General features: G+C 32.8%; 7 protein-coding genes. 2 read left to right on the forward strand and 5 right to left on the reverse strand.

The features are described 5' to 3' along the window. Positions 1 to 4: 4 nt before the first annotated feature. The 5 genes from OZP06_RS00530 to OZP06_RS00550 are packed head-to-tail and all read right to left on the reverse strand — an operon-like array spanning position 5 to position 16,614. The gene (locus OZP06_RS00530) at positions 5 to 4,471 is read right to left on the reverse strand and encodes an immunoglobulin domain-containing protein (protein ID WP_281324082.1); all 4,467 of its coding nucleotides are present in this window, start codon (positions 4,469 to 4,471) and stop codon (positions 5 to 7) included. A gap of 43 nt (positions 4,472 to 4,514) precedes the next feature. Then, positions 4,515 to 9,917, reverse strand: coding sequence for a hypothetical protein (locus tag OZP06_RS00535; RefSeq protein ID WP_281324083.1), 5,403 nt, complete (start codon positions 9,915 to 9,917; stop codon positions 4,515 to 4,517). Positions 9,918 to 9,924: 7 nt separating this feature from the next. After that, a complete protein-coding gene (locus OZP06_RS00540) occupies positions 9,925 to 15,525 on the reverse strand; it encodes a hypothetical protein (RefSeq protein ID WP_281324084.1) in 5,601 nt (1,866 codons plus the stop codon). Next, on the reverse strand, positions 15,522 to 16,124 hold the full coding sequence (locus OZP06_RS00545; RefSeq protein ID WP_281324085.1) for a hypothetical protein: 603 nt from the start codon (positions 16,122 to 16,124) through the stop codon (positions 15,522 to 15,524). Before OZP06_RS00545 ends, OZP06_RS00540 begins: the two co-directional genes overlap by 4 nt. After that, positions 16,111 to 16,614: an OmpH family outer membrane protein gene (locus OZP06_RS00550; protein WP_281324086.1), complete on the reverse strand. Its 504-nt coding sequence runs from the start codon at positions 16,612 to 16,614 to the stop codon at positions 16,111 to 16,113. Before OZP06_RS00550 ends, OZP06_RS00545 begins: the two co-directional genes overlap by 14 nt. Positions 16,615 to 17,000: 386 nt before the next feature. Here OZP06_RS00550 and OZP06_RS00555 point away from each other — a divergent pair, with 386 nt between their 5' ends. Together OZP06_RS00555 and OZP06_RS00560 are read left to right on the forward strand one after the other, a co-directional pair. Beyond that, positions 17,001 to 19,724: a reprolysin-like metallopeptidase gene (locus tag OZP06_RS00555; RefSeq protein WP_281324087.1), complete on the forward strand. Its 2,724-nt coding sequence runs from the start codon at positions 17,001 to 17,003 to the stop codon at positions 19,722 to 19,724. A gap of 141 nt (positions 19,725 to 19,865) precedes the next feature. Next, complete coding sequence (locus tag OZP06_RS00560) at positions 19,866 to 20,762, forward strand: hypothetical protein (RefSeq protein WP_281324088.1); 897 nt, start codon at positions 19,866 to 19,868, stop codon at positions 20,760 to 20,762. The last annotated feature ends 5 nt before the right edge of the window (positions 20,763 to 20,767 follow it).

Raw genomic sequence — 20,767 nt, forward strand, 5'->3', positions numbered from 1 at the left:
ACCTTTACTCTTTTGTATTAATTACGCTTCCTGAACGTGTTTCCTGAATTGTTTTAACCCCTTTGGCAGTTTCCTTTTTCACACGAACTAACCCGCCTTCGTTATCATACTCATAAAAAGTACTATAATTGTTCTCATCCAATTCTGACATTAGTTTTAAAGTTTCAGAGTCATAAACAAATGACTTAACACTTCCTTTTAGCGGATGAATTCTAATATCATCAAAATACACTGGAATACTAGAACTTTTGTTTTCTAAAACAAAACCAATTGTTATTGCATTTGATGGAACTTTAATTTTCTTCACAATTCTTTGCCAGCCATCAATAATCTCCCCTGAAGGAGCTGCAATTTCTGTGGCTATTATTTGCCCTGGAATGTCTAATGCCTCTTTTTGTCTATAAAAAACAATATTTATTGCTGCATTCGTATAAGACTTAACCTGAACAAAAGATTCCTCTTTAACCCATGCACTCAACAAATATTCATGATCCGGTTCTGGTTTAAAAGAGAAACAGTCATCGCAAAAATCTTTGATTGCCGAATCACCGCAGACCAAATCACTATCCGCTATTTTATCTGAAATATAGGTTTCATCCGAAGCCAATAAACTAAAATTATCATGACCGAAATAAGTTCCATTTTTAAAGTCACTTATACTCGATACCGGAAACTCAGTGTCAGCAAATCCTAATAAATATTGCAACGATTTAGTCAATCTGGCTGCCACTTTTGCAGTCAAACTTCTTTTTTGCAATGCCGTATTATAATTTGGATCTTCGTTACGATCCAGAATTTTTCCAGTTGATGGCTTATCTACATAAAAACCATTTTCGATACCAATAACATATAAATGCGGTAAGTCCGGGCTACTCCCTTTTGCATTATTAAAATTCTTCATAGTTGTCTGAAGAAGGGTAGCATTTGCCGTTTGACAACCATCAGTAATCATAATGACTGCATTTGGTTTCAATTCATAACTTAAGGCTCTATTCAGTCCGCTGTTCCAATAATCCGAACCTGCGCTAATTCCTGTTTGTCCAGCTCGCTTGCCAAGATCATCGATCCAAGTGTAAAATTTATTTAAAACAGATGGGTCAGTACTAGCTTTAATTGGCTCAATAAAATCCGTTCTGGTATCAGCATCGCTATCTGACATTCCTGTTAATGAAATATAAATATTAGACCCTATTTTTTCATTAGTCAAAGCTTGTTGGTAAACAAATCCTTTTAATTGTTTTTTGATTTTGTTAATCTCTGTTGAATCCAAAGATCCGGATTCGTCAAGAACAAGTGCCACGTGAGACACACAAGATAATTTCTCAACACAAAAATCAATATTTCTCACAAATCCATTTAACTCATCAACTTTCCCATCACTAAAAATAGTTTTAACAGGTGTAATAGTAGCCGCATCTGTATATTGTTTCAAATCGATATCCAAAATGTTACCCGAAAGAGGTTTTGGCAACTGAACATCATTTTCTGAGCTTGCGCTCGAAAAAGAGAAACTTATGGTACTGCTTGTATTAATGAAATTATAAATTATTGGTTTTAATTCAACCGTATATGGTGATAAGGCAACCAATTCTTTGCTTGCATAAGTATTAGGATCCGCACCGGCAGGAATATCTTTTAACTTATTCGCTAAGTTTAAAAACAAACTTTTAAGCACTGGTGTATTTACATTTTTCTTAGTACACGATTCGACATCTGAACACAAAGAAGTGACTTCATCATATCCTTTTTGTAAAAAATCGCTAAGCACTTTTTTAAACCCAACATTGGCAATATCTGCTTTCGAAAATTGAACAAAATCAGAATTTAAAATCGAATTTGAAGCTGAATAATCAATAGGCATTGAACCCATAATTTCAGTCAAAAATTGTACTGGTGAAATTATCACTTTTCTATTGACTAACCCTACTCGTTTTACATAGCTAAACTTCCCTTCGTTCACCAAAACAAAAAATATTTTTTTGGCTTTACCAGAAGCCAATAAATCTTGGTAAGCTTTTTTGGCTCCATCGAGTGTAGAAGTATTGTTATCCTCGGAAATAATGAAGAACGAAACATCAAGATCGTCTTTTTTTAATGATGTGTTCTTCAAAATACCACTATTAATCAAAGTCGAAAAAGTATTACTGTAACTATTGTCTTGAATTCGTATTACCGTTGGAGTACTATTAGAAATTTCATTGGCTGTTCCCACTTTGTAAACATCACCCGGATTAACAGTAATTTCTTTATTGACTACAACTGCATTTACACCTTTATTGGTCATGTCAAATGTGGTCGCAAACAACTTTTTATTCCTATTTGCTTTTAAGAAATCTACTACGCCATTGGCAATATTCATTCTGGAATCTAAATTTAAATATTTACCTCCAAAAGCCAAATCCGGAATTTTAAAATTGAAATTGAAATGAACAATACAGTTGGTAGGTGCGCATGATTCAATAGTCACTTTTTTAGAAAACGTTTCAAAACATTGCGTTACTGTGTCTGTAGCCAACATGGTAATGGTATAATCACCTGGAACAGAGAACGAAACATTATAAAGACTGGAAGGACTTGCCGTTGAGGAATTTACAACTTCACCCGTAGCATTAGTACTTGTCCACACATAACTTAAGTTTGGTGATGCAGTCTCGAATGAAAAAGAGATATTTTCATTTAGACATTGTACCTCAGGTTTTATAATTACTTCCTTAGTAAAACTGGCTGGACAGTCATTCTCATCCATAATATCCAATTTTACAAGATATTTGCCCGATGTACTGAAAACATAGGAATAAGCAGCTGTTGTACTTACCTGTTTGTTTACCTCATTACCTGTTTCATCTGTTATGGTCCAAGTATAATTTATGGCAGGTAAACTGTCTTTACCGGCTATTTTACTTTTTGTTTTATTAGCAACTGCTGGCACGGTTTCCAGAAACGAAAAATTTACAGTCTCATTTACAATCAGTTTTTCGGACAAAACTTTTAGTTCTCCTGTTTTTGGGGTGCAATTGACTACTGTCAAATGGATTGGGTTTCTTTGCAAAACAAGATCTGTAATTTGCGGATTATTAGAAACACAATAATAATCTCCAGCATTTGCAGCAGATAAATTAGAAATAGTGTATTGTCTGGCTGTTGCACCATCAATTATTTGTCCGTTCTTATACCATTGAAAAGTATCAACATTAGGAATATATCTATTATCCTCACACATTGATAATGTTACAGAACCTCCTGAACCTCCTGACACAGTTTGTTCTGTATCCGTTTTTCCTTGAGGAGAATAAACAAGAGAATTAGTAATTTGTGTTTTATATAAAGAATATTCTTCTGCGAAATCTACAAAACGAAATTTATTATTATCTAAAAGTAATTGACTTAATAAAGTTGCTTTAGTCAAATCTGGAATATCCCCTTCTAATTTATTTCCACTTAACCATATATTCTGGAGTTTTTTTAAATTACTTATTGTCACTGGGATATTACCTTCTAATTGATTACCATTTAACAATAATTGCGAAAGATTTAACGAATTTCCTATTTCTTCAGGAATAGATCCGGTTATATTATTTCCGTGTAACCATAACGTATTCAAATTGGGTAAATTAAACAACCACAAAGGCAATTTACCGGAAATTTTATTTGAAGGCAATAATATAGAAGATAATTTATTTAATCTAGATAAATCAGGTAATTCACCAATGATATTACAATTAAAAAGTACAATACCCTCTAAATTAACTAAATTACCTAACCAAGAAGGAATACTAGCACTATAAAGTGAATCATTGTTGCCTAAGTACAAAATTTTAAGATTTGCTAATTGTGACAAATCTGGAATATTTCCTGTAAAATGACAGCTATAAAGATACAAATATTCTAAACTAGTCATATTACTCAAAAAAGACGGAATTGCTGTATTGGCAAAATTATTATCGCCTAGATGTAAAGACTTTAGAGCAGTTAAAGCTGATAAATCAGAAATACTTCCAATTAACCCATTACTGTATAGTGATATTGAAACCACATTACCATTGCTTACAGTTATCCCAAACCATTTAGAAACATCTGACTGTGGATCATTAATATCCCATCCTGTTTTATTTTTCCAGTTATCTCCACCTGTACTTTTATATAAAGCTATAAGTGCATTCCTTTCAGATGATGGAATATCTATCAGTTTTGATGAGCTTTTTGAATTTTTTTTAGATTTGAATTGTTGCAAAAAATCATCTTCACTTTTTTTCATTTTAAAATACTGTGCTTTATATAAACCGCGCATCAATATTATCTCACGAGAAATTTCTTTATCAGAAACACCGTGTTCTTTGAGTGCGCTTGTTATTTTTGCTACATCAAAACCTATTTGCTGATCGCTTAAATCCTGTGCAAAAGTTGCCAATGAGCACAGTACCATACAAAAAGTAAGGATCCAGTATTTCTTTATTTTAATATCGTTTACCATTTTTATGGGTGTATTATTTTAATAGAATCGTATTTTGTCCAGTTTATTTTTTAAAAGTAACACCAATACCCGCTGTTGCAGGAGATATTAATTGTAAAGAATTATTATTTGTATCAATTTTCATAGATGCACCATTTACAGAAACAATACTAAGCGACGCCGTTCCTGATGTATTGGATAGTAAGAATTGCGAAAATGGAGATAAAAGATTAATTCCAATAGTTTTATCAATACCATCATAAACAATAGTAATCCTTGAAGGTGTATAAAGCGGTAATGGAATAAAAGAGCTATTTATCCCTGGATAACTTATATTATAATAATGAGTTGGTGTAAAACTGGAATAATATTGAAATTCTATTGTAACTGAATCCCCTTTTACAATTCCTAAACCATCCAATTGGATATCTGCGTGTCCTATAGCATACAAGAAATTTCCACCATTAGGGTATAAATTACCCGGAAAACTTTCTGACACACCTACATTTGAGAAGCCAATTAGCGCAGTTGGTGCTGGAGTTGGCGTTGGTGTTGGCGTTGGCGTTGGTGTTGTTACAGAACCCGCATCACAAGGACCTATTAAAGTTGCTCCGCCAATAATCATTCTTGAGCACACAGGTAATGAATCTCCTGCTGGTACAATAACCGTTTGGCTCATACCATCGCAGTTTGTAAAAGATACTGTTCTGCCATTGGTACCGCCAACAATTTCATACTCATTGCAACTCAAAACACAAGGTATTGCGCCTGTATGATTGACTATGCTCGAAGCAATAATTTCGGCACACGGAGCATTATCTCCAGATTCTGTTCTAGTTAATGTATAGGTTTGTTTTACCCCATTACCATCAATATAAACTACATAATCAGTGCCCGAATGATTAAGCGGGTGTACTGCTTGATACCAATACGATTGTGTTGGTGCTGGAGTAGGCGTTGGGGTTGGGGTTGGCGCAGATCCTGACCCTATTTTAATAACTCCTGTTATAGGCCTACAAGCTGGAAGCACTGTTGCAAAAGTTTCAAAAGGAGTCTCACAACCCTTATCATCCTTAACATTTAAGACCACGCGATATGTTCCTGCACCATTGAAAGATTGTGTTGCAAGAGCAGTTGTAGCTTTAGCTAATTCAGTAGTATTGTCTAAATTATAAAAAGTCCAGTCGTAAGTTAAATTTGCAGCAACTGTTTCTAGAGAGAAACTAGCATTTACATTTGCGTTTAGAACTTGTGGAGCAAATTTTAAGGTTCCTTCAATTGGAGTACATAATTTCTCTGGGCAAAAATTAATATGTTTTACACTGCAACCTTTTTCTATAGATCCAAATTTTGCAATAAAATTTGTCTCTGTTTCGGAATCAACATAACTTTCCAAATTAGCTTCAGTAATTTGAGCATTCGCTCCTATAAACACATCATTGTTATTTACAAGATTACTGAAAGAAAATGATCCCTGATTGTAATTGTAAATTGCTGGATTTGGAAATGTAATAAAAGGAGTTAAAGCAATTAATTCCGCACAACTATAACCATTCGTTACCGTCCCTGCAGGAAGGCTTTGTAATTTATTAACTAAATTCACAAACAACCCTTTCACAACCTGTGCATTTGGATTGGTCGTTACACAACTGGCTGTTAAACATTTCTTTGATTTAACTTGAGTATATGATTTGTCTAAAAATGCACTTAAAACATTTTTAAAACCTAAATCAGCAATTTGAGCCTTTGAAAAGGATATAAAATCAGACGTTGTAATATTTCCGGTTGCCGAATAATTAATGGCTGTACTGCCTTTTACCTGACTGGCAAAATCAATTGGTGAAATATAGGTGTTTAATGTTCTGTTTCTAAATCTTCCTTCATCCAGAAATATAAAAAATATTTTATTGCTTTTTGTTGAATTTAATAAATCAGCATAAGCGGCTTTTGATGCTGCTATATCAGCATAATTATCTTCACTGATTACAAAAAATGAAACATCAATTTTTTTAGTAATTGCTGTATTGGCTATAACACCTAAAGATATAATATTTTTGAAAGTGTCATTATAAAAGTCATCTTGAATTCTAAAAAAACCACCTTGAGTTTCATTTGATGTATTTGTTGTAGCATCTGGAAAAACTGCTGTGTATTTGTTTTGCAACGCAACGGCTCGGACTCCTGAACTGTGATCGTCATAGGTTGTTAAATATAACTTTTCATTAATATTTTTATTAACAAAACTTATTATACCATCTGCAATATGCTCTCTTTCTGTATTATTTAATATTCCTCCTTTGACAGCTGCTGGAACCTTAAAATTAAAATTAAAATGAGTCTCGCAATCCACAATAGGCAATGGAGCTATAGCGGTAATTGTTTTTAAAAACTCTGTTTCGCATTTTCCTTCATTGATTACTTTTAAACTAATGGTATAGTCTCCTTGAATATTTGGAATAAAACTATAAAATCCTGTTGTATTTGTAATAGCATCTACAATAACATTAGCTGAATTTGTAACCGTCCAATTATAACTTAAATTGGTTGCAACAGTTTCAAAAGAGAATTTTGTACTTGTATTTACGATTGGACTTACCGATGATGCTTTAAGAACTCCAGCTATAGGTTCGCAGTCCTTCGGGCAGAAATCAATATAGCGAACTTCGGATTCTAATGTACAATTTTCAGGCTTCAATATAACCCTAGGGTTATTTGCATTTTTACTTTCATTCACAAAAGCACAGGAAACTAAATAATCCTCTGAAGTAACGTATTGATCTAAATTAAAATAAAAGTCAAAATTGTAACGATCATAACGACTTCCAAACGGAAAAGAAAGATGAACATCATATTCTCTATTTGGAGCAAAAGAAAATTCAATTTTGGTAAGTTCTCCATCTTCATTTCTAGTGGATGTGTAATTGTATATTTTATCCTTTATTCCATTAGTAATATAAGGCTTTAAGGCTACAAACTCGGGAGTAGCATCACTAGCATTAATTTGGACATCAGTCTCACCTGCATCAGATCTTGTCAACAGGTTTTGCAATAAATTAAAATATAAATCTTTGATAACTAATGATTTTGGATTTAGCTCTGTACAACTGTTACCAATTTTACAGCCTATCATTCTTGTACGTTCTGTTACACATCCATTATCATTATCTGTAATTGCTAAAACAAGTTTATGAAATCCTCCAGTTGTAAGTGTAAATGGAAATCTTTTTTCATTGCTCGTGCGAATTAACGCAAGATTGGGATCATATAACTTCCACTCATAAGAAAATCTTGAATCCTGCTCATCAAAACCATTGCAATACATTTCACCAGGCTCATTAATATTAATAAAATCAGCGAATTCTTCATAAATGTAATGATCTGATGATTGAATATCTACCCTACGATCTTGTCCAGCTACAGCACATACATCACCAACTTTTATATCAAGTAAATACTCAAATTCACAATTATTTTCTTTATCATTTAATCTTAATCTTACTTTATAATCTCCAATAATAGTAGGAGTAATAGGGAAATTAATGCTATTGCCAGAAAAAATTACTATATTATTACTATCAATTAAATCCCAATTAAAATTAAAATTGTCTATCGTAGCATAAAAAGAATAAGGATAGAACTCAAAACTTGTTTCTGAATTAACCAAAATAACATTTTTTTGGTAATTAGTTGCATTGTATATAACTCCTGATCGATTAAGGGCTGTACAATCATTTATTATCTCAAATGCTTTTGTAAAAATAGTTGAACAAGCTATTGTATTATTTCTAATTTCACTGATAAATAATTTAGCGGTATAAGAACCTGGTTTATTAAAATAATATTCTAAAATAGAACGATCTATTGTACTTACAATAGTATTACCAGTATTGTCGATGATATCCCATTGATAACGGTAATTTATATTATTATCTAATGGTATACCATCAGTTGCCTTAAATTCAAAAGAAACTTTACTTTTTATTTTAAAACTATCAGAATTAACTAAAACATCACCAGATACAAGCTTACATATATTTAATTTTTTGGAGAACCCCTCTAAGATAAGATTATGATAAACTGCATCTGTATTTGTAATCAGTGGATGCTTAGATAAACAATAATAACTTCCATCATCACTACTCTTTAAATCTGTAAGAGTTAAAATTCTGTTTGTAGCCCCAGGGATTAAGATGTTTGTGGGAGTTCCTTTTTTATACCATTGATAAGTATCATTATCAGAGTATCGTTTTGGGTTATCAGTATTGTCAAAAAGGTTAATAGTTGCAGTACCTCCAATTATACCATCAACTGTCCCTCCTCCACTATATATCTGTGCTTGTGGAGAATATCTGAAATAAAATTTAGTGTTTAAATAATTATTATACATTGGTTCAATATCTACGAAACGAAAAACATTTGAATCTATAGATAATTCTGTCAAATTATTTAAATTGGCTAAAACAGATAAGGAACCTTCTAAACTATTATCAGCAAAACTTAAAACCCTTAAATCAATTAATTTAGCAAAAGATGGCGGTATTTTCCCTGTTAAACGACAACTACTAATATAAAGATGTTTTAGTTTGACTAAATCACCAATATTATCCGGTATGTAATATTCATATGCTCCAAGTTGTCTATTTTCGTAGATATATAAATACTCTAAGTTAGTCAGAGTAGTAAGCCATTTAATCCCACCAATTAAATTATTACCTGATACAACTAAACGCTTTAATTTATTAAGATTACTTATATTTTGAGGAATCTCTCCTGTTATACTATTATAATTTATAACAAAATCCTCTAAATTAATTAAATTAGTTATTGGTAAAAGTGTTCCATTGAATCGATTAAAACCTAAATCAAGCTTTTTAAGCGAGGTTAAATATTGAAAGTTATCAAGATTTCCTTGTAAATTATTGCTATTAAGATTAAGTGATTCTAAAAATGTTAAAGCAACAAGATTTACAAATGGCAAAGCAAAATTATTTAAATTATTTTGATGCAAATCAATAGACACTATATGTCCGTCATTAACCACAATTCCATTCCAACCTGTAGCAGTGTTTGTAGATAAATCATAAGAATATGAAGTTACTGGAGTATCAAAATCCCAACCAGTTTTATTATACCAATTTAAGCCATTCGTTAAATCATACAATTCTTTTAAAGCTGCTTTTTCTGAAGAAGGGATATCTCCGTTAATTTTTGCAACAATATTCTTTGAGCTTTTTTTTGCAGTTTCATCCTTGACTATCATAGTTTGCTCCAACTGACGACTAAGCCCACCACGAATAGAAGCCATCTCAAGGGCAAAATTTTCATCTTTCACCCCATGCTCCTTAAGCATAATAGTAGTTCTAGCCACATCAAATCCAATCTCCTTATCGCTAAGTTCCTGAGTAAATCCAGCAGTGGTAATAAAAAAACTTATAATGCTAAAAACTAATGTATATTTTAATTTCATCTTGGTCTTACTTTTTTGTGGTAGTTACTCCTGCTGTGCTGCAGCTAACAACTTGTTTTTTTAATACAGCTTTTTTACTCGGTTCTACTTTCAAACTTTTTCTTCCGGTGTGGGATTGTTTGCTAGATACACTTACTTCATTAACTTTTAGTTGTGCTTTGAAGTCAAAATGAGATTGTTTGGCGCAGGCAATAGTATCATAATCCTCAAAACCATCCGAGGCCAGCTCACTGTATTTAGTGTTCGAAGCAACAGCAACCGGAAAACGATTGTTGTACCCATACAAAGCGGCAGAATAACGATTTAAAGCATCTTTATTCTCTACCTCTTGTCCAAAAGGATTGTATTGGGTAACCTGAGAGGCAAACGTCCATCGTTTATAATTATCGACCGTAATCCCCCATTTGCCACCTGTAAGTATATAAAATGGTGCGAAATCTGCAAAATATCCTGTTTTACGAGGTGTTGGATCAACAGTGTAGTTTCTTCCTGTTAGGTAGGCATAGGATCTATTGGCTCTCCAGTTTCCTAGTATGTTATAGAGATACGGGTTATAGGAACGAGCAATAATATCCTCTTGTTCATCCAGACTATTGTCTTTTTCGTATTCAAATTGCAGTTTACCGTTTGAAAAAAACATTCTAGGCAAATTACACTCGCATTGCGAAGGCCACATGTCATTGTACTCAATCGCAGAAGCATTTACAATTCGATCACTCGCAGAGGTAGAGAAGAAAGGATTCCCTCCGATATTTTCTTTGACAGTAGTAATTTTATTATTGGCATCATAATCATACAACGGATTACGCATAGAAGTAACACTTGCCATCGAAGCCATTTGCAGGTTGCGATGACCGGAACGAATTACTTTTATGGTTCCAGTATTTACAATATTACCTTTAACCAATAATCCATCTTTATCCAACAACTGGAAAGTAGATGCATTTACTTTTACTACCCAAGCTTTAAGTGCGTTTTTGGTTCTACCATCAGTTCCAATACCGCTTAAATACAATTCGTCACCATCAATTAAATAATCGGAGGCGTTGGCTCCAGTAAACTGATACTGATTGTTTCCCGTTTTGGCAACGTTCCATTCCAAACCAATATTCTTGGCTGCCTGACTCATTCCGTCGTAACTCCAATACGCCGGGAAATTAAAATTAAAGTATTTATCATTGTATTCATTCACCGTTTCGGTAAGCAATACATCTCCAGTTTCGGCATCCCAAGCCAGATTTTTTGTTGAGACTTTTGATCCTAAATCATAAGCCACTTTCTCTGCAAGGATTGCTGAAGTGTGAATAACCTTGGTGGTTACTGCTGTACGTATCTGGCTCTCGTGTTTTGAATAAGTAGGAATTGGTGTTGGAACTACTACTACAATAAATGTAAAGGGTAAAATTGCAACATTTACATGTATACCAGCAGTAGTGCTTTTGGTATTACTTTCTCTAAAATCATTAATTACATCATAGTCTACACCAACTAACCTCTCAGAAATAACACCTTTGGAATCTACTGTTTGTATGGTATTGTTTAACAACCCCTGATTTATATTTCCGTTTTTTACAACGGTATTATAATTATAGTCTACTCCTGATATTGCTTCTTTTTGTCCTTCACCATACACTCGCTGGTTTTTCATTTTACCATCCATATCATTGGTGTGAATGGAGTATCCTTGAGACAATGTTAAATAGTCCCTTACATTTAAACTAAGAATACTGGCAAGAGCAGTTGATGATTTATGCCCTCCAGACAAAACAGTTCTATCCACTATAGTAGGAAATTCATTAGCCGTATAAAACTCCGTAACAACTGTACCCGTTGCGTGTTTTTTTACAGTCATACCTACTCCCCCTTCGTCGTTGGGAACTCTGGTCAAATTACTAACGGTTACTCTACTGTATGTGATTTTTGGAGCAGGAAAAAAAGATTCCCCAAACGGTTCTTCCACATAATTATCAGAATCAGGTCCTAGTAATAAATCTGGTTTATTAACATCATAAAAAGGCTTTACAAATGGATTTTCCTTACATCCAAGTGGCTCATAGGTAGCTACTCCTGAAGAATTTTCTGTAGGATTCCCATTTTTATCGACTGTATTATAAGCATATTTTTGTCCATAATGTTGTTTATAAACCTCATTATCTTTATGTCCAGTCATTACATCCCATTGGTCATGAATACTGATCTCTTTTACTCTACTGCCACCACCCAGTTTCCTGGCATCAGGTTGCATTAAACGTATCCACGATTTACCCGTAACAAATTTACTGGCAATTCCTGTTTGCCTTAGTTTGCCATTAGGACTTTTAAAAATATCAAGTAATGTAGGAAACCAACCAACAAGTTCCATAACCACCCCTTTTAGGTTTTTAGTATCCTCTTCATTATGCATACTATACACCAGCCTATTCAAATTATGCCTTCCAAAATTCCAACCGGCTTTTTGGATTGGATTTGTGTCATTTCCCTTTTTAAAACCATCACTTTGTCCTACTTTTTCAAGAGGTATGCCCACATATTGTTTTCCATTAATTACACTAAAAACATAATCGTCCCTTTTTTTATTAATCTTCATGTAACCTGTCACATAATCGTATTTATCCGTCCCATTAATCCCAGGCAAAGGATTAGGATTCACCATATTAAGCATAAATCGAAAATATAGAGGATTACCTTCGTCTCCAATTGATTTTAAATATTGATCGTAAAAAATTTCTGAGATAGAACGATTACTATTGGATACTTTATCTACAATTTTATGGTCTAACTCGACATAAATATATTCACCTAAATTTTTCAATATTTTTTCAGTACCACTAATATTTGCTGCGGTAAGTCCCTCTTTATCCCCACTACCTACAACTTTAAACATTTGCATGGCATCCTTATTCTGTACCTTACCATAATCATCCGATTCATAATTCAATTCCATTTGCCCGCCAGATGGTAAATGAATCGATTTTAACAACCAAGCTGAAGTATATTGATCTGCAGTCTGTTTATTTTTTTGGTCAACAAAAGGATATTCGGCATTGGATAGTGGAGCAGTAGTGGCAAGACTAACATTTTTATCAACTGGTTTGTAATTTCCCCATACATCGTAAGCCTTCATATCATAATCAGGATTGAATCCGTAATTAAAAACATAAGGCGTGAATTTCCCCATATTCGAATTTTTATAGGTAAAATAAATTTTGCTAAGGGTTAACTTTCCTTTCTGTCCAAGATCATTAACATCTTTACTTAAGCTTTTACTATTATTATCAATCCCTTGGCAAAGACTATAATTATATTCAAAATGAGCTACTTTTATTGGAGTAGCTTTATCTCCTTTAGACAAATACTCTGGTTTTGAATACAATGAGATGCTGTCCAGTTTATACATTTTAGAATCATCACCTCTGCCACCATTCTCATCGTACACACCATACCCGTCATTTCTTTCTGAAAGATGAAAAATAGCAATATGGGTTTTGGTCACTATTTTTTTAATGTATAACAGCTCTTTTTCACCATACAAATAATTTCCTTTATTGTCTTTTTTACTAGACCGCAATCCTTCGTCATAATTAGCAGAATCTTTAACGAAAGGAACTCTCCATTTATAAATATGATCTTTTGTTTTATTATCATATTCGAATTTGGTATAGGTCCCCAAATCATCATCTGATGGCCCATCCCCATTTAAATCCTGATAATCTGAGGATAAAACAGATGTCAATAAATAAGTATGCGCATAAGCGGGAGTAGTTACTCTGTTAAAATATTGATCCCCCTCTTTATTGTTTTTAGCTGAATTATCTTTCCCTGGAAGATATTTTACCAATCCTTTTTTAGAATCAACTTCTGGAGTGCTTCCCACATCAAATGTTGTTTCTTTTTTAATCGAATTATAAGCGGCTCTGCCATAAATATAGCGTTCACCACCTTCTTTTGTGATTTTTATTTCGGCAGTATGATTGTCTTTGGCAAAATCACTAAACTGTGTTTTGAACCCAAATTTTTTAGCCTCTGCTTTAGTTAATTTTTCAATAGATTGGTTTCTGGACAATCTTTCCTTCCTAACAACCTGTTTATTATTTGCAATAACTCCTTTATTAGTGGAATAATTTGAATTTGTTTTGGTATCAAATCCACTTCCAACTATGCCAAGCTTGATTGGATTGTAATTTCCTAGTTCCGTATTGAATAAACTTAATTCTTTATCGGTATGAAAACCTCCAATATTTTTAAAAAAAACTTTTTCATAATCCGGCCTATTCCCCTTTCTCTTTTCTTTAAATCTCCCTAAAGCAGGGTTAGAATTTTCCCATAACTTACTGTAACTATTTCCTAATGTAGCAGTTGCATCAATCCCTAAGTGAACACCTCCACCTCCACCAAACTCTAATCCCAAAGCACCACCTACACTATCATCATTAGTTTCATTGTCATATACATAGCCTACTTGTGACTTGTAAGGACGATACATCCCTGAAACTCCTTGCCCTTGAATGCTATAAATATCATAGGTATTGTTTGTAATTGGTAACGATGTGGAATTTTTATTGAATGTTCTGTCTTTTTCCCTGTTAAAATCCAAAACAGCAGACTTCCCTGCGTAATACGTATTTTCAAAACCATAGGCTTTTTCGACTTTATATTTCTCAGAGTCTTTGATACCTTGAGACGTTCTATACCCTGAAAATTTAAAACCTGGTTCAACACCCCAAATTTCGCCTTCAATATTTGCGCTAAACATAAAATTAGAAGACACCATACCCACACGTTTGGTTGGCGTAAAAGATGCATCTATATAAGATATAGAACCGGATATACCAGGACTAACGTTATCTATTTGAACACCGCTTTTTACCCTCTTTTCATGTTCTATATTTTTAGATAATGCGAAAGACATAGTTGAACTTTCTAATCCCTTTCTACTATTATAACTCACTCCCGCACTAGCAGTCATCCCAGCACCATTAATACCAGCTAATTTTGAAGAAAACGAAACACTTGGAGAAACAGAAACACCCTCTGAAGCAGATGATTCAAGATCCATTCCAACCTTAAGATTATCATTTATCTGATAAGTCAACCCACCATTTACCGCTACGCCAAGTCCATCATAATTGTTATACTTAATACCTATACCAACACTAGCTTTAGCCTCCTTAACACCAAAAGCAGTAAGGAACACATTAGCACTAGAACCAATAGTAACATTGGGTTTCATGTTATTCTCATAAATCATTTCATCCCCGTTAAAATCATCAGGGAGACCTCTAAGCTGTCTTGATATTTGTCCTACATTAAGATCCCAGCCCAATCCAACCCAAGAAGCTTCTTGATCCATAGATACTCCAGAACTATAAGCAAGGTTCAATGGATATCCGCCTACATCCATAATGGGAATATTGTAATTCAAATCACCACTTGCCAAATCAACCATATCCGAAGTTCCTATAGGTGTGAAGGACTGGAACTCTGGCTGTGAAGGTCCACCAGTCAATGCATAGATTTGCATAGGCTGGAATGTTTCTAAAAGAATCATCATGGCTAAATAAATAGCGACTATTTTTCTAAACTTACTTTTTTTTACTTTTTGGATCATAAGGCTATAGGGGTAAAAGGATCTTTGAATTTAAATTTTAATGTTCCCTTTCTAAAAAGGTAATCATTGTAAATCAATTGTATTTTGTCATTGGGATCTATTCCAGAAAAGAATAATAGTACTTTTTGAAAGGGTGCAATTTTATAATTGCGTTCAAAATTTACACCGGAACAGCGGATTGTATCTTTTTTGGAAGTTACCACATAGAAATCTTTATCAAGACCAAAGGACATATACTTTACAGATGCAGTATAATCCATCCCTGTAAAATCTTTGCCTAATAAATCTTTCTCCTCATCTTGTTGAAAAACAAACTCTATTACACGCTCTCTTTTATTTTCTTCATAAAGAGAATCGACCTGCTTGAGATTTTCACTCCCTAAATCTTTTAATAAATAATATTGAATAGGAACTTCAGTTGCAGTAAAACCGATATCATCCACCACTTGCGTATAGGATCGGGATTTCCAACCGATTTTTTCAAGGTTGAAATAACGATCCCTAATTTCAGAATCTTGTTGATTGTTTTTTGGTTCTTTTTTACAAGAAATAAGAAGAAAAATAAAAAAAATAAAAACTAACGTATTAAAGACCCTCATACTTTTTGTTTAAATAGATAAGAAGATCATTGGTAATATCAATTTTTTCATCTGCAAACAATACCGCTTGTTTGTTATCAGATCCAACTACTAATTGATAGTTTTTATCTTTGGAAAATTCAGCAGTGTAGCTTTTAATTCTTGACCAAATTTTAGTCGTTTGCTCAGCAGCAAAAGTTTGATTGAACTGTTCCAATTCTTCTTTTCCTTGAATGAATTGTTGCATCAGTTCTTTTTTTTCGGAAGCAGAAATTGTAGGAGACTGTAAATTGGAATACAAATTATCCAAAACTAATTTTCTTGAATTAAATTCTTTTTCTCCTACTCTTTTCATCTCTTTTGTCATTACAAAACCGTCAAACAATTTCACAGTATCAACATAGACGATTTCTTTATTCGATTTGAAAAAATAAAAAAGCAAGAAAATAGCTAACACACTTATTAATAGGGTGTTAACCACAAACTGAGGGGTAGGTTTATATTTAAGCACAAATAACTTGTTAATTTTTGAATTGCAAAAATAGAATTATTTAAGAATTTACAACCAAAAAAAAATAAAATTTTAGAATAAATACGAAAATAAACATAAAACAAACCAATAAACACATTTTTAGCAAAAAAAGGTATGTTAAAAAAAATATTTAACGACAAATTAAATTAACAAGTAATATTCATGTTATAGAAAACAACTTCAACGTAATTTTAAAAAAATAACACTATTTTATTTTCATTTTTAAACAATCAGTATTTTATAAAAATAACAGTTGCAAAATTTAAAAGAATACTATTGAAAAACTCTTTTAAATTTTTAATGTCAAAAACTATTCTTGCTTTCCAAATAAAATAAATTAATTTAGCCGTTCAATTTTTAAATAAATGAATAAATTTCTACTTTTTTTTGTAATCCTTACAACATACAATATTGGTTATTCACAAGAGAAGCCTCTTTGGGAAATAGTAAATAATACAACCAATTCTTCCAATCAAAAAATATTAAAAAAAGCTGAAGTAGACAAAAATTCACTTTATACCCTAAATGAAACAGACTTTAAGCAAAGAATGTTTCGTCCTCAAAGCAAATCGAATATAAACGAAATAATAAAAATATCAATACCAAACAGTAATGGAACAATAGAAGAGTTTGCTGTAAAAGAGTCGTCCAATTTTGCTCCCGAATTACAAGCGCTATACCCTGACATTCGAGCTTACTCTGGAAATGGAATTACAGATCCAAATGCTTCTATAAGTTTTAGCATTTCTCCATTAGGAATACAAACTATTGTTATGAGGGGAGAAAGTGGTTCAGAATTTATTGAACCTTTGACCAAAGACAAATCAATTTATGTCCTTTCGACTTCAAAAAATACAAGCAAAGGGAATTTATCTTTATGGTGTAGAACTTCGGATCTTGGGTTGAATAAAGGTTTTATAAAAAAAGCCTATAAATTAAAATCAAATAATGGTGTTTTTAAAACCATGCGTTTGGCATTGTCCTGTACTGGAGAGTATGCAAACTATTTTGGAGGAACAGTAACGGGAGCTTTAGCTGGAATGAATGCTACTATGACAAGAGTAAATGCAGTTTTCAATAAAGATTTAGCATTAAAATTAGAACTAATTGCTAATACAAATTTGATTATATACACCAATGCCAATACAGATCCCTATTCTAATGAAGCGGAAGGATTAAATACGATTTCTGGTTGTACAGGAGACTGTCCAGGAACTTGGAACAATGAAGTGCAAAGTACAATTACAAGCATAATTGGAGAAGGAAACTATGACATCGGTCATTTATTTGCTGCCTCTGGAGGAGGAGGAGATGCCGGTTGTATTGGTTGTGTTTGCAGTCCAACTACCAAGACAATTTCAACACCTGCTTATACCAAAGGAAAAGGAAGTGCCTATACCTCACCTGCCAATTCCAAACCTGAAGGAAGTACATTTGACATAGACTATGTTGCTCACGAAATGGGACATCAACTAGGCGCAAACCATACCTTTTCATATGATGTGGAAGGCACTGGTGTAAGTGTCGAACCTGGTAGTGGGTCTACTATTATGGGGTATGCAGGAATCACTGATTATGATGTTCAAAATCATTCTGATGATTATTTTGGATATGCTAGCATATTGCAAATCCAAGAGAATTTAGCGACTAAGTCCTGTCCAGCAACTACTATATTAGTCAATCAAACACCAATCATTAATGCAGGCATGGATTACACCATTCCAGCAAATACACCTTTCGTTTTAAAAGGAACAGGATCAGATCCAAATGGAAATACCTTGTCTTATTGTTGGGAACAATATGATTCTGCCACCAATCAAACAGGTTCAAATAGCATTGCCTATGCTGCAAAAACCAATGGCCCACTTTTTAGATCTACCGCACCAAGTAGTTCGGCTAATCGACATATGCCAGCTTTAGACAAAGTCCTGCTTGGCCAATTGACTACAACCTGGGAGTCAGTTTCTTCAATAGACAGAACATTAAACTTCACTTTAACAGGAAGAGATAATGCGCCTTTGGGTTTAGCACAAACCAATACCGATGCAATGGTAGTAACAGTAATCGCTAATACAGGTCCTTTTACAATTACCTCACAAAACAATCCAGGCACCAATTGGACATCAGGCACTATAGAAACTATAAACTGGACTGTAAACAATACTAATACTTTATCTGGTTCTACCAATGTAAATATCAAACTTTCAACCGATGGTGGTTTGACTTTTCCAATAATTTTAGTTTCCAATACACCAAATGATGGTTCTGAACAAATCATAGTACCCGAAGTTAATGCAACAGATTGTAGAATTTTAATAGAACCTACAGCAAATATCTATTATGCTGTTAATAGTCAAACTTTTTTAATTAAAAATTCAATTGTATCTTCTTGTAATTCATACTTATTTACGACTCCTTTTGCAATACCAGAGTCTGAAGCTTATAGTTCATTATCAGTTGACGTACCCACATCTACAGAGAATGTGGCTGATATAAATGTAGAAATAAAACTTAACCACCCTTATTTACCAGATGTTCAAATAGAATTGGTTAATCCTCAGGGAGTAGTTGTTAAATTGTTTGATAGTTTTTGTGGCGCTTCAAATAATAAGCTATTTCTAAATTTTGATGATTCTGGAATTCCTCTTTCTTGCACTAATTCAACTTTACAAACAGTTACTCCCACTCAACCGTTAAGTGCTTTTAATAACATCAATCCAGAGGGTAAATGGACATTAAGAGTAAGAGATGCATTTGCAGGAGATTATGGAGTATTAGAATCTGCATCATTAAAAATCTGCACAAAATCAAATTCTTTAGTGGCTACAAATTTTGAAATCGACAATTTTAATTTATACCCAAATCCAAATAAAGGAAATTTTAATATCCAGTTTACGAGCACTAGTACAAATGATATAAAACTTTCCATTTACGATTTATTGGGAAGACAAATTTTCTATAAAAATTATAAAAACGAATCGAATTTTAACAAAAACATTGACTTGAGTAAAATTCAAAGTGGTATTTATATATTGGAATTAACTGATGGAGATAAAAAAACCGTAAAAAAATTGATAATTGAATACTAATTGGGACTCCAATGCTATTAACCTAAAAATGCTGAAAAAACACAAAAATAATTGAAACTAAAATAATATTTAGACTACAATAATTTTTGAAAAACAATTTATAAAATACTATCTTGTGCCCATTATTAAACTTAATCTGCTTTGAAAACAAAACTGTCTTTATCTCTACTTTACTTTTTTATTACTTTTTTATTAGTATCGTTTTCAGACCCTTATTCAATAAAACGAATCAGTGATCAAGATTTTAGATATGAATTCTATGTTACTAACAAAACTATAACACCAAAAGTCAATAAAGTATATTATTGGTTTAAAGGCGGTTCAATTCATAGCGCGCAAGGTGATTTTGGAGGTGACTTACTAAATGAGGTTTTTTTAAAAACGTACCATAGTAATCAAATCGCCGAAAAAGGAAACTTTAAAAATGGTCTAAAAGTAGGAATTTGGAAAACATGGCATCCCAATGGCTCAATAGAAAGCACTCAAAAATGGACTAAGGGACTACGAACAGGCATGTACTATAAATATGATAAAAATGGACTTGTTGCAGAAACCGGTTGTTATAAAAACGACAAAAAACAAGGGAAATGGTATGATTTTGTAAAAAAGGACACTGTTAATTATAACAATGGTGTGCCAGCGTTGAAAAAACAAAAAATATCAAAATTAGACAAGTTAACACTAAAACTTCAAGAGTTAAAAGACGAGCAAAATAAAAAAACAGCTATCGAATCTGAAAAAACAAAAATAAAGCAAGCAAAAACTGCTGAGAAAGAATATATAAAAGCAAAAGAATTAGAATTAGAAAAAGAAAAAGCAAGTGCTAAGATGCGTAAAAAAGAAGCTGATGAGGCCGAAAAAGCAACAAAATTAACAGCAAAAGCTACTAAAAAAGCCTTAAAAGAAGGTAAAAAAAACAAAAAAGCATTAGATAAAGCAAACAATGAAGCCAATATAAACTCTGGTGCTACACCTAAAAAAGAAAATTTATTTAACCGCTATTATAATAAATTATTTAAAAAGAAAACTAGCAAATAAAAAGA

It is taken from the genome of Flavobacterium sp. IMCC34518 (assembly GCF_027111095.2).
Classification (GTDB): Bacteria; Bacteroidota; Bacteroidia; order Flavobacteriales; family Flavobacteriaceae; genus Flavobacterium; species Flavobacterium praedii.